The 13,226-nt window shown below is 54.3% G+C and carries 10 protein-coding genes; 3 read left to right on the forward strand and 7 right to left on the reverse strand.

Features of this window, described 5'->3' with window-relative positions; genetic code table 11:
• Positions 1-56 precede the first annotated feature (56 nt).
• The 3 genes from betA to betI are packed head-to-tail and all read right to left on the reverse strand — an operon-like array spanning position 57 to position 3,879.
• Positions 57-1,742, reverse strand: a complete 1,686-nt coding sequence (gene betA / locus EX31_RS18815; protein ID WP_013574717.1) for a choline dehydrogenase — start codon at positions 1,740-1,742, stop codon at positions 57-59.
• A gap of 23 nt (positions 1,743-1,765) precedes the next feature.
• On the reverse strand, positions 1,766-3,235 hold the full coding sequence (betB, locus tag EX31_RS18820; protein WP_013574716.1) for a betaine-aldehyde dehydrogenase: 1,470 nt from the start codon (positions 3,233-3,235) through the stop codon (positions 1,766-1,768).
• A 44-nt stretch (positions 3,236-3,279) separates the two neighbouring features.
• Positions 3,280-3,879: a transcriptional regulator BetI gene (gene betI, locus EX31_RS18825; protein WP_013574715.1), complete on the reverse strand. Its 600-nt coding sequence runs from the start codon at positions 3,877-3,879 to the stop codon at positions 3,280-3,282.
• Positions 3,880-4,115: 236 nt separating this feature from the next.
• Here betI and EX31_RS18830 point away from each other — a divergent pair, with 236 nt between their 5' ends.
• On the forward strand, positions 4,116-6,170 hold the full coding sequence (locus tag EX31_RS18830; RefSeq protein ID WP_013574714.1) for a choline transporter: 2,055 nt from the start codon (positions 4,116-4,118) through the stop codon (positions 6,168-6,170).
• Positions 6,171-6,224: 54 nt separating this feature from the next.
• Here the strand turns inward: EX31_RS18830 and EX31_RS18835 are convergent, their stop codons facing one another.
• Complete coding sequence (locus EX31_RS18835) at positions 6,225-7,100, reverse strand: alpha/beta fold hydrolase (RefSeq protein WP_037036101.1); 876 nt, start codon at positions 7,098-7,100, stop codon at positions 6,225-6,227.
• Positions 7,101-7,270: 170 nt separating this feature from the next.
• Between EX31_RS18835 and leuC the strand changes: the two genes are divergently transcribed.
• Together leuC and leuD are read left to right on the forward strand one after the other, a co-directional pair.
• Complete coding sequence (leuC, locus tag EX31_RS18840) at positions 7,271-8,677, forward strand: 3-isopropylmalate dehydratase large subunit (protein WP_037036103.1); 1,407 nt, start codon at positions 7,271-7,273, stop codon at positions 8,675-8,677.
• A 9-nt stretch (positions 8,678-8,686) separates the two neighbouring features.
• Complete coding sequence (leuD, locus tag EX31_RS18845) at positions 8,687-9,295, forward strand: 3-isopropylmalate dehydratase small subunit (protein ID WP_037036104.1); 609 nt, start codon at positions 8,687-8,689, stop codon at positions 9,293-9,295.
• Between the two features lie 6 nt (positions 9,296-9,301).
• Here the strand turns inward: leuD and EX31_RS18850 are convergent, their stop codons facing one another.
• The 3 genes from EX31_RS18850 to eptB form a co-directional block, all read right to left on the reverse strand.
• Entirely contained in the window at positions 9,302-10,216 is a 915-nt protein-coding gene (locus tag EX31_RS18850; RefSeq protein WP_037036105.1) for a LysR substrate-binding domain-containing protein, read from the reverse strand.
• A gap of 2 nt (positions 10,217-10,218) precedes the next feature.
• Entirely contained in the window at positions 10,219-11,331 is a 1,113-nt protein-coding gene (locus tag EX31_RS18855) for an endonuclease/exonuclease/phosphatase family protein (protein WP_037036106.1), read from the reverse strand.
• Positions 11,332-11,472: 141 nt separating this feature from the next.
• A complete protein-coding gene (gene eptB, locus EX31_RS18860) occupies positions 11,473-13,149 on the reverse strand; it encodes a kdo(2)-lipid A phosphoethanolamine 7''-transferase (protein ID WP_037036107.1) in 1,677 nt (558 codons plus the stop codon).
• Positions 13,150-13,226: the final 77 nt, after the last annotated feature.

Consider the following 13,226-nt stretch of genomic DNA (forward strand, 5'->3'; position numbering starts at 1 on the left):
AAAAAGAGATATTCCTGAGAATATCTCTTTTTAACACAGATTTTACAGCCAATTTATCAGGCAGATTTCTTCAGCGGCTGCGTGCGAACCGGTGCGTCGCCTGCGGTGTAATATGCCGCCGTACTGCGCGGTAATGGCTGGCGGCCACGGATTTTATCGGCAATCTTTTCGGCGATCATAATAGTTGTCGCATTCAGGTTACCGGTAATGATCTGCGGCATGATGGAGGCATCAACCACGCGCAGCCCTTCCATACCGTGAACCCGCCCTTCTCCGTCCACCACCGCCATCTCATCCGTGCCCATTTTACAGGTGCATGACGGATGGAAAGCCGTTTCCGCATGTTCACGGATAAACGCATCCAGCTCTTCGTCAGTCTGTACGTTTTCACCCGGGCTGATTTCACGACCACGGTAAGGATCCAGCGCTGGCTGATTCATGATTTCACGCGTGATGCGGATGGCGTCACGGAACTCCTGCCAGTCCTGCTCCGTCGCCATGTAATTAAACAGAATGCTCGGATGCTGGCGCGGATCTTTCGATTTCACCTGAACGCGGCCACGGCTGGGTGAACGCATTGAACCGACATGCGCCTGGAAACCGTGCTCTTTTACCGCATTACTGCCGTTGTAATTAATCGCCACCGGCAGGAAGTGATACTGAATATTCGGCCAGGCAAATTCTTCACGGCTGCGGATAAAACCGCCCGCTTCAAACTGATTGCTGGCACCCACGCCGGTGCCTTTAAACAGCCACTCGGCACCAATCGCTGGCTGGTTGTGCATCTGCAATGCCGGATACAACGAGACCGGCTGCGTACAACTGTATTGCAGGTACATTTCCAGATGATCCTGCAGGTTCTCCCCGACGCCCGGCAAGTCGTGCACCAGCGGGATATCCAGACGGTTCAGCAGTTCAGCCGCACCGACACCGGAACGTTGCAGAATTTGCGGAGAGGCAATCGCGCCGCTGCACAGCAACACTTCGCGTTTCGCCTTCGCCGTTTTGGCGTTGTATTCATCACCGTGGAAATAGCTGACCCCCACCGCGCGCTTGCCGTCGAACAGGATCCTGTCGGTCAGGGCATGCGTCACAATGGTCAGATTGGCGCGCGGTTTGGCCTGATCCAGATACCCGCGGGCAGTGCTCGCACGACGCCCCTTCGGCGTCACGGTTCTGTCCATCGGGCCAAAACCTTCCTGTTTGAACCCATTCAGGTCATCCGTGCGCGAATACCCCGCCTGCACACCGGCTTCAATCATCGCGCCGAACAGCGGATTATTGCCATTTTTAGGTGTCGCCACGCTCACCGGCCCTTCGCCGCCGTGGAAGTCATTCGGGCCGATGTCGCGGGTTTCTGCTTTACGGAAATAAGGCAGGCAGTCCAGATAACTCCAGTCTTCCAGACCCGGTGCTTTCGCCCAGTTATCGAAATCCATCGCGTTACCGCGGATGTAACACATGCCGTTAATCAGCGACGAGCCTCCCAGCCCTTTACCGCGCCCGCACTCCATGCGGCGGTTATTCATATGCGGCTCCGGGTCGGTTTCGTACGCCCAGTTGTAACGACGACCCTGTAACGGAAATGCCAGCGCCGCAGGCATCTGCGTGCGAAAATCCAGACGATAATCCGGGCCACCGGCTTCGAGCAGCAGCACACTGACACTGCTGTCTTCAGTCAGACGGGTGGCGAGTACGTTGCCGGCAGAACCGGCCCCGATAATGATGTAATCGTAATCCATTGAATCTCCTCTGTTGCAGCGGATCAAAATACTGAGCTGAATTCGCCCAGTTCGACCTGCACGGATTTGATTTGGGTGTAATGCTCAAGTGTGGTGATGCCGTTTTCGCGCCCGACACCGGAATGTTTGTAACCGCCGACCGGCATTTCTGCGGCAGATTCGCCCCAGGTGTTGATCCAGCAAATCCCGGCTTCGAGTTTGTGGATCACGCGGTGGGCGCGGTTGAGATCCTGCGTCACCAGTCCGGCGGCCAGACCATATTCAGTATCATTGGCGCGGCGGATCACTTCTTCTTCGCTTTCATAAGTCAGAATGCTCATCACCGGTCCGAAGATTTCTTCACGGACGATCAGCATGTCATCACGGCAGTCGGTAAATACCGTCGGGGCGACGTAAGCGCCTTTGGCGAATTCACCGGAAGTCATGCGTTCGCCACCGGTCAGCAAGGTCGCGCCTTCACGTTTGCCGCTTTCGATGTAACGCAGCACGGATTCCATGTGCGCGAAGCTGACCAGCGGGCCGAAGTTGACATTTTCATCTGTCGGATCGCCTGAGCGAATGCGTTTCACCCGTTCCAGCACTTTGGCTTCGAACGCTTTATGCAATGCTTTGGGGATAAACACCCGGGTGCCGTTGGTGCACACCTGTCCGGCGCTGTAGAAATTCGCCATCATCGCGATGTCGGCGGCTTTATCAAGATCGGCATCATCAAAAATAATCAATGGCGATTTACCGCCCAGTTCCATGGTGACTTCTTTCAGCGTGGAGGCCGAGGCGCTGGCCATGACTTTCTTGCCGGTTTTGATACCGCCAGTGAAGGAGACTTTGGCGATATCCGGATGATCGGTTAACGCCTGACCGACGCTGGCCGCGCCCGTCACCACGCTGAAAACGCCGTCCGGCACACCGGCTTGGGTGTAGATTTCTGCCAGTTTGAGGGCAGTCAGCGACGTGTTTTCACTCGGTTTGAACACCATCGCATTACCGGCCGCCAGCGCAGGAGCAGATTTCCACAAGGCAATCTGAATCGGATAGTTCCACGCGCCGATACCGGCGACCACACCCAGCGGCTCGCGGCGGGTATAAACGAAAGAAGAATCACGCAGCGGAATTTGCTGGCCTTCAATCGCCGGGATTAACCCGGCGTAGTACTCCAGCACATCCGCGCCGGTGACGATATCCACGGCCAGCGTTTCTGACAGCGGTTTACCGGTGTCTGCCGTTTCAATGGCGGCCAGTTCGTCGTTGCGCTCACGCAGAATATCCACCGCGCGGCGCAGAATACGGGCGCGGCTCATGGCGGTCATCGCGGCCCAGACTTTCTGGCCTTTCTGCGCGGATTTCACCGCCAGATCGACATCCGCGTGTGTGGCAGATTGCACCGTGGCAATCACTTCGCCGTTGGCCGGATTAACGGCGTCGAAGGTTTCATCACCGGTGCTGTCCTGAAAACGCCCGTTGATATAAAGTTTTTGCTTGCCGTAGCGGGACATACATCTCTCCTCGGTCTGTGCGGTCTGAAAATTTTCTGCGCCGTTTACTGCCCGACAACGCGCGGTGCGAACTGCGATTCAATATGACGATGTGTTATCTGCATCGCCTCGTCGCGGTTAAACGCTTTACCGCTGAGTGCGCCGCGCAGCCACAGGCCATCAATCAATGCCGCCGTGCTTTGCGCTGCGAGACGCGCCTCGTTTTTAGGCAGAAAACGTCTGAATTCAGAACATAAATTGGAATAGAGCCGGCGGCTGTTAACCTGTTGCAGCCGGTACAACTGCGGGTGATGCATGCTGCTCGCCCAGAAGGCCAGCCAGGTTTTCATCGCCGCGCTGTTAGTCTGACTGTCGTCAAAATTGGCTTCTGCAATCGCATGCAGCCGCGCCGTCGGTGCGGTATCCGTCATCTGTGATAAGCGCAACTGCACACCTTCTCCCAGATGACTGAGCAAATAACGCATAGTGGCTTCCAGCAGCCCGTTCTTGTCACGAAAGTAGTGACTGATGATGCCGTTGGAGACGCCAGCACGTCGGGCAATTTGCGAAATCGAAGCATCGTGCATACCGACTTCGTTCACCGCAGCCAGCGTTGCCTCAATTAATTGCTGCCGTCTGATGGGCTGCATTCCTACTTTGGGCATGGTTCCGGCTCCTGAAAATGAGCGGGTTGCAATGCGCTTAAAAAACCCTTTTTACGCTCCCGCTCAGCCTTGTTAAAACGCTCTCACTCCCCCTATTTAACTTTTTTTTGATTGAACGTTCAATTAAAAATGCATATATTTTATTACCAATACGTTAGTAATTTGTATGAATTTTGAGATTTAAATGAATCCAATTTATTGAAAAATAGCGATTAATTGACATAACAGGGGAAAAGATGGCGATTGCCGATACGACAGAGAGAAAAAGCGAAAAACCTCGCGATCAGCTGAACAAGGTTGTGTTCTTCACCTCCGCCGGGCTGATTTTAGCCTTCACATTAATGACCATTTTCTTCACCGATTTATCAGGAAAATGGATCAGCCTGACCCTTAACTGGGTGTCCGCCACCTTCGGCTGGTATTACATGCTGGCAGCTACGCTGTACATCGTGTTTGTAGTGTTCATAGCCTGTTCACGTTTTGGTTCGATCAAACTGGGCCCTGAACAATCCAAACCCGAATTCAGCATGATGAGCTGGGCTGCAATGCTGTTTGCTGCCGGGATCGGCATCGACCTGATGTTCTTCTCGGTCGCCGAACCGGTGACACAATACATGTTGCCACCGGAAGGCAACGGGCAAACGCTGGAAGCCGCGCGGCAGGCCATGACCTGGACGCTGTTCCACTACGGCCTGACCGGCTGGGCGATGTACGCGCTGATGGGCATTGCACTGGGCTATTTCAGCTACCGCTATAACCTGCCGCTGACCATCCGTTCGGCGCTGTACCCAATTTTTGGTAAGCGCATTAACGGCCCGATCGGTCATAGCGTGGATATCGCTGCCGTGGTCGGGACTATTTTTGGTATCGCCACCACGCTCGGCATTGGTGTGGTGCAGCTTAACTACGGCCTGAAAGTGCTGTTCCATATTCCGGAAAACCTGACCGTTCAGGCCGCGCTGATCCTGCTTTCTGTGATTATGGCGACGGTGTCGGTGACCTCCGGAGTTAACAAAGGTATCCGTATTCTGTCGGAACTCAACGTACTGCTGGCGCTGGGACTGATTCTGTTCCTGCTGTTCTTCGGCAATACCGAATTCCTGCTCAATGCGCTGGTGCTCAATATTGGCGATTACATCAATCGCTTTATGGGCATGACACTCAATACCTTTGCCTTTGACCGTCCGACCGAATGGATGAACAGCTGGACCCTGTTCTTCTGGGCGTGGTGGGTAGCGTGGTCGCCGTTTGTCGGCCTGTTTCTGGCGCGTATTTCACGCGGTCGTACCATCCGTCAATTCGTGTTCGGCACCCTGATTATTCCGTTCGTCTTCACCCTGCTGTGGCTGTCAATTTTCGGTAACAGTGCGCTGTACCAGATCCTGCATGGCAATCTGGATTTCGCCAACGAGGTGATCTCACATCCTGAACGCGGCGTTTACAGCCTGCTGGCACAGTATCCCGGCTTTACGCTGAGCGCGTCCGTCGCGACGATTACCGGCCTGCTGTTTTATGTCACCTCGGCGGATTCCGGCTCGCTGGTGTTGGGTAACTTCACCTCAAAACTGGCAGACATCAATAACGATGCGCCAAACTGGCTGCGGATTTTCTGGTCGGTCACCATCGGCGTACTGACACTGGGTATGCTGATGACCGACGGCGTTTCTGCACTGCAAAACACCACGGTAATTATGGGTCTGCCGTTCAGCTTTGTGATTTTCTTCATCATGGCCGGATTGTATAAATCACTGCGTCTGGAAGATTACCGCCGCGCCAGCACCCAGCAGACTCTGGCTCCGCTGCCTGCCACCAGCGACGCGGCGCTGAACTGGAAACAGCGTCTGTCGCGGGTCATGAATTATCCGGGCACACGCCATACCCAGAAAATGATGGACACTGTTTGCCGCCCTGCGATGCAGGAAGTGGCCCAGGAACTGGAACTACGCGGGGCAAAAGTGACCTTTAACGAGCACGCGCCACAGGAAGACGAGAAAATCGGACCGCTGGAATTGCAGGTCGCGTTGGGCGAAGAGCAAAACTTTGTCTATCAGATCTGGCCGGTACGCTATGCAGTTCCTGCCTTTACCTATCGCGCACGCGCCGGTAAATCGCATTATTACCGTCTGGAAACCTTCCTTCTTGAAGGGACTCAGGGTAATGACCTGATGGACTTCACCAAACATCAGGTGATCAATGACATTCTGGATCAATACGAACGTCATCTGAACTTCCTGCATATCAACCGTGAAGCGCCGGGCAACACCCTCACCTTCCCCGAACAGCCAGTCTGATACGTGCCCACAAAAAACCCGCGCCATGCGGGTTTTTTTATAGGCTTCCCCCTCTCAGCGAAGAAACGGCAGCACTTTCTCCAGCAATAATTCCGGTTGTTCTTCAGCAAGATAATGCCCGCACGGCAACGCCTCGCCCTGAACGTCTTCCGCCACCTTTGCCCATTCCTCCAGCGGCGTAAAACAGGTGCCGACAAGGCCCTTTTCGCCCCACAGGATCAACAGCGGACACCGCACTTTGCGAGATGCATTCACGTCAGTCTGATCGTGTTGCAGGTCAACAGCAGCGGAAGCCCGGTAATCCTCGCAAATCCCGCGCGCCGTTCCATCAAGTTGCAGACAACGCAAATAATCTGCGTAAGCTTCGTCGGTGAAAGGTTGCATACCGGCGCTGCGGCTGCCCATTACGCTGCGCAGGTAAAGATCAGGATCAGCCTTGATCAGTGTTTCCGGTAGCGGTGCCGGGCGGATGAGGAAAAACCAGTGCCAGTAAGCGCGCGCAAAAGCTTCACTGGTTTGCTGATACATGGAAAGCGTCGGCGCAATGTCCATCAGCACCATCCGTTTCACTGCCTGCGGGTGATCAAGCGCCAGCCGGTGCGCCACGCGGGCACCCCGGTCATGCGCGATCACACTGAACTGGCTGAAACCGAGCGCGGCCATCAGTTCGAGCTGATCCTGCGCCATTTCGCGCTTGCTGTACCGCAGGTGATCCGCGTCCGGCTCGGGTTTACCGCTGTCACCGTAACCGCGTAAATCGGCAAGCACCACGGTGAACTGAGAAGTGAGGTAGGGTGCGACTTTATGCCAGATCGCCTGCGTCTGCGGGTGTCCGTGCAGCAATAACAGCGGCTCGCCCTGCCCGGCAATCCGGTAAGCAATCTCCGTTCCGCTGACCACCATCCGGCCTTGGGTAAAATGTTCAAACATGGATTTTCTCCTTTTTTACCCATCTTAGTCGCTCGCCGGTTGGCAACAAGGCCACAAGTGAAGATCGCTGATTCACGATCTGTGTTTTGACTCATCACACTCAGGCCGTTGCCCGATAAGCGTGAAGTTGCGACGCTGGCATTATCCGTTACGTTTATCAGGGCAATGAAATGAAGCCAAAAACGCTGTATGAAAAACACATCGACAGCCACAGCGTTCGTACGCTGGATGACAAGGGCCACGTGTTGCTTTACATCGACCGGCAGGTGATTAACGAGTACACCAGCCCGCAGGCGTTTAGCGGTTTGCGTGAAGCCAGCCGTCGCGTATGGCGGCCGGAAACCTCACTGGCGGTGGTCGATCACGTCAACCCGACGGCACCGCTACGCACCCGTCAGATGCCGGATGCCGGTGGCGCGCGTCAGGTGTCATATCTGGCTGAGAACTGCGCCGAATTTGGCATTGAGTTGTTCGATATTCTCGATAAACGTCAGGGGATCGAACATGTTGTTGCACCGGAACAGGGCTTTATCCTGCCCGGTATGGTCATTGCCGCCGGAGACAGCCACACCACCACATACGGCGCATTAGGGGCGTTTGGTTTTGGTATCGGCACCTCGGAAATTGAACATCTTCTGGCGACGCAAACACTGGTGTATAAGCGCCTGAAAACCATGCGGGTTACCGTCACTGGCACACTGGCGACGGGTATCACGGCTAAAGACCTGGTGATGGCGCTGGTGGCAAAAATCGGGGCGGCGGGCGCGACCGGCTATGCCATCGAATTCTGCGGACCGGGTATCGACATGCTGAGCGTTGAAGGTCGTATGACCATTTGTAATATGGCCGTGGAAGCCGGTGCGCGTGGCGCGTTCATGGCACCCGACGATAAAGTGTTTGCCTATCTGCAAGACAAACCCCGCGCGCCAAAAGGCCAGCAGTGGCGGGATGCCGTGGAGGTCTGGCGCGAATTACGCAGTGATCCGGATGCCGTTTTTGATCGTGAAGTGACACTGTGTGCGGAAGAGATCGCGCCGATGGTCAGCTGGGGGACCAGCCCCGATCAGGCACTGGCGATAAACGGTCAGGTGCCTGATCCGCAAGCCGAACCGGACGCCTCACGCCGCCAGGATCTGCAACGTGCACTCCGCTATATGGGATTGCGCGCCGGTCAGTCGCTTAACAGCATTCCTGTCAGTCACGCGTTTATCGGCTCCTGCACCAACGCGCGTATTGAAGATTTACGGGCAGCGGCAGACGTCGTGCGCGGTAAAAGCGTCGCCGCCACAGTGCGGGCGATAATTGTTCCGGGGTCCAGTCAGGTTCGGGCACAGGCTGAGCAGGAAGGTCTGGCGGAGATATTTATCCAGGCCGGTTTCGAATGGCGACAATCGGGTTGCTCAATGTGTCTGGCAATGAACGACGACGTGCTGTCGCCCGGCGACCGCTGTGCATCCAGCACCAACCGTAATTTTGAAGGCCGTCAGGGTGCGGGCGCACGCACCCATCTGATGAGCCCGGCGATGGTTGCGGCAGCGGCTATTTGTGGCCATCTGACCGATGTCCGTGACCTGTAAGGAGTCATCATGGAAGCATTTACTACACTGACCGGTATTGCCGCGCCGTTGCCTGCGGCGAATGTGGACACCGATGTGATCATGCCAAAACAGTTTCTCAAAGGCATCGACCGCAACGGTTTAGATCGCGGGGTGTTTTTCGATCTGCGTTTTCTGGCGGACGGCTCGCCCGATCCGGCGTTTATCCTCAATCAGCCCCAATGGCAAGGGACGAAATTCCTGCTGGTCGGTCCGAATTTTGGCTGCGGTTCCAGCCGTGAACATGCGGTATGGGGGCTGAAACAGCTCGGTATACGGGCGCTGATCGGCACCACGTTCGCGGGAATTTTCTTCGATAACTGTCAGCGCAACGGCGTGCTTACAGTGCAACTGGATCCCGCGCAGTGGATGCAAATGGCGCAGGCGGTGATCCATGGCGATAAAAATGAAATGACTGTCGATTTATCCGCGCAAAAAATTATCCTGCAAAATGGTGAACGGATTGATTTTGCTATCGATGAACTGAGTAAGATTGCGCTACTTAACGGGCTGGATGCCATCGGTACAACACTGCAATTTCGCGATGAAATCAGTCAGTTTCAGCAGGCGCATTTGCAGCGCAATCCGTGGCTGGCGTAATAAGCGTCAGCCCGGTAACTGGCTGAATCGCTGTTGCAGAAACTCAACACAGACCCGCAGTTTTGCCGAATCCGCCAGCCGCGTGGGATAAACTGCCCAGACGCTGGCGGGTTGGGAATATTGCGGCAGCACCCGCACCATTTCACCACGGGAAAGATAAGGCTGAACATCCCACTGTGAACGCAAAATGATGCCATGGTGTTTCAGCGCCCACTGTAATACCACTTCGCCACTATTCGACGAGAGCGCCCCTTTCACCCTGACGCGGTGTTCCTTGCCTTCTCCCGTAAGTGACCAGATGCCAAAAGGATTGTCGCGCTCTTTGATCACCAGACACTGATGCTGCGCCAGTGCTTGCGGTGAGTCAGGCGTGCCGTGAGCAGCCAGATATTCCTTTGATGCGCAGAGGATCCGCTGGTGCTGCGCCAGTTTTTTGCCGATGTACTGCTCAGGTACGTCATCGCCGACCAGAATTTCCAGATCAATACCTTCCGCGACCAGATCCACCACGCGGTCGAAAAGATCAAGGCGCAGATTGAGTTGCGGATAACGTGCCGCCAGTTCCGCTATCGCCGGAGCCACATGGCAACGTCCGAAACCAAACGAGCTGCAAATATGCACGTTGCCACGCGCTTCACTGCGCGAATCTGACAGGTCACCGATGAACTGATCAAAGGTATCGAGAATTTGTAACGCCCATCGCTGCGTGCGCTCGCCGTCTTCTGTCAGCCGCACACCCTTTGTTGACCTGTGCAGCAAACGACAGTTGAGCGACTCTTCGAGGATCTGAATACGCTTGCTGACATACGCCGGTGACTGCCCCAGTTCGATAGCGGCAGCGGCAAAACTTTGCTTATTCACTACCGCCAGGAAGACCTGTAAGTCTTCAGCCAGCGGCAAACGCTCACGTTCACTGCTCATGATTAACGTCCGTAAACCGGCTGGTTAAGCTTGTCAGCCTTGTGCACATCACTGCTTTTCACCCCGGCACCGGACAGTTTTTCTTCCGCTTCCTCAATGTCTTCATTGTCGATTTCCAATGATTCCTGATCGATACCCTGAGAAGGCGTCAGCGCCAGTTCCACCAGGATCGGGAAGTGATCTGAACCCATAAAATCAAGACGTTTCAGATCAATCAGGGTGAAATCTTTGCTGTGGAAAACGTGATCCAGCGGCCAGCGCAGGAACGGATAACTGGCATGGAAGGTGTTGTACATGCCACGACCGCGGCGCGGATCCAGCAGGCCGCTGATTTTCATGAACAGCCGCGTGGTGCGCGACCAGGCCACGTCATTCAGGTCGCCGGTGACAATGGTCGGGTAACGCGCTTTCGCTGCCGTGTGTCCGACAGCAACCAGTTCCCCGTCACGGCTGGTGGATTCATCCGCTTCTGTCGGGCTGGGCGGCATCGGGTGCAGACAGTGCAAAATCACCTGCTCGCCGGACGGCAGTTCAGCGCGAAAATGCATAGAAGGAATATCATCAGCCACCAGATACTGAATCTTCGCCGCCTGCATCGGCAGGCGCGAATACACATGCATACCGTACAGATTTTCCAGCGGACAGCGCAGGCTGTGCGGATAATCGGCATCCAGTTCTGCCATCTGATCTTCCCACCACTGATCGGTTTCCAGCAGCACCAGAATATCCGGCTGGTATTGCCGGATCTGCGCCAGTAACTTTTCCGGCTTACGGTTGGTCATCAGCACGTTGCTGTTCATGATTTTGATGCGCGAATGACCGTCGGATACCGTTTTCTTCACCTGTACCGGATACAGACGGGTATAAGGCAAAATCCACCAACTCTGATACGCCATGCAGGCAACGGTCAGGATGATCACCGTGGTGGTGATCGCATCACCGAACGGCATGATCGCCAGTTCAGTCAGCAGAAAAAACAGGCACAGCGAGGCCATCTGTAAACGCGGAAAATCCCAGACACGCACCCACCAGCGCTGATTGCGCGACACAGGAAGAAGCGTCAGCAGGGTCATAATGACCGTCAGTACGCAAATGGTTATTCGTAATGCTTGCATCGGTTATCGGCCCTGATAAAAAAGCAAAAATAATACCCTCAATATGACGGGTATTTTGTTGTTAACCGATTGTGACTGAAAAAGGGGGATATGTCGCCGCCTTCTCCCATCATCAGAAAAAGGCGGCAGATTCAGCAAAGATTATTTTGTGGCGGCGGCCTGATCAGGCACATGGCACCAGTTGTGCTGCTCGACAATCCCGCCATTTGGCGAGGTGTAACCGATACAGCCCAGAATAGTGTCATACAGTTTTTCGTGGAACGCCGGCGTCTTCGTCGCTGCCATTTTTTGCAGTTGTTGGAAACTGGCCTTGTTCTGATCGTTCGCCAGGAATTTATCTGACGCCCAGACCATGATCGGCACCTTACGCTGTTCGATCGGCGCATGATCACGCGGTGTACCGTGGAAATGCATGCTTTTCGAAATCGACTCACCGTGATCGGAGGCGTAGAACACGATCGCATTCTTATCGCGTAACTGGTCAAAGACCTGCGACAGGAAGTAATCGGTATACAGCAGTGAATTATCGTAAGCGTTAATCATTTCCCCGGTGGAACAGGAATTATCAATGCCCATACATTCCGGCTTATATTTAGCGAAAGAACGCGGATAACGGTCGGAATACAGATAATGAGAACCCTTGGTATGCAGGATAATCAGATGCTTACCTTTAGGATGGTTATTCATCGAGTCTTTCATTTCATCGATGAGCAGCATGTCATCCACCGGCTTACCGGCGTTGCGTTTTTCGGACGCGATGTTTTCACGCAGTGAATAATCATCCGCACGGGTTTTGTTATAGAACCAGGCCTCACTCTGCATGGAATATAACTCTGAACTCCAGCCATTACTTTTCAGCACGGAAAAGACGTTCATTTCTTTCAGCGTACGCTGTGGCTCTTCAGATGCCCCGCCTTCGCGGACAAACATACAGCGCAAGGAAAGCTTGGTGGCGGTATCACAGGAATAGCCCTGCAGGGCGACCAGATTTTTCTCTTTGTCGAGATTTGGCGTGTTGTCACGGTCGTAGCCGTACAGCCCCATATGGTCGCGGCGGGCGCTCTCGCCGATCACAAACACCACGTACATATCTTTGGCATCTGCCGGTGCGGTATACGTGAAATGTTTAGCCGGATCGTACAGATTTTTGGTGTCTTCCGCCTGGCTGTAACTGCTGTAAGTATACAAACCCAGCGCCGAAAGCCAGTTTGACGGTGAATACGTGCCGGCAACCACACCGCCATAACTCGCCATCATGCGGTTGTTTACGATGTCGTGGCGATCCTGCACTTTGCCCATCAGTTGCAGCGGCATGTAACAAAGCAGGCCGGAGGCCGCGAGCAGCAGGGTTCTGACCGCCAGTTTTTTAAACGTCGTTTGTTTGAGAGCCGCACCCGGCATTTTGCTCAGCCACAGCAACAGCACCGGCAACAAACTCACCAGCACGGTCCAGGCGAGGAAATGTGTTCCGATAGATTCTTTCGATAAATCAATGGAATCAGATGCCAGCGCTGCCGCTAAAATTCCGTAACCGATATCAACGTTAAACAGAATCATGTAGTAACTGGCGGCGGCGGAGGAAATCACGATAGCGGTCATCAGGACACGGAAAACGGTTTTTCCGGTATACGACAGCAACATACAAAGGAAATAGACCAGGGCAAAACAGGCAACCATTTCAACAGCAATCGACAAGGCATTGTCATAATGCAGTTGCTGATAACGACGGATGAAAATCGGAAGGTTTAGCAGAAGCCCCAGGTAAAGTGCAATGAACAAAGAAATGCTCTGTTGCGAAAGTGTACGAATTTTATGCATTGGCAATAACTGGCTCTTTTGTGAGTCTGGCTGCGTTGTACTAACCGCTCATACCGGAGGTTGGAACCCACTCCTTA

It is taken from the genome of Rahnella sp. WP5, assembly GCF_000745615.1.
Taxonomy (GTDB): domain Bacteria; phylum Pseudomonadota; class Gammaproteobacteria; order Enterobacterales; family Enterobacteriaceae; genus Rahnella; species Rahnella aceris.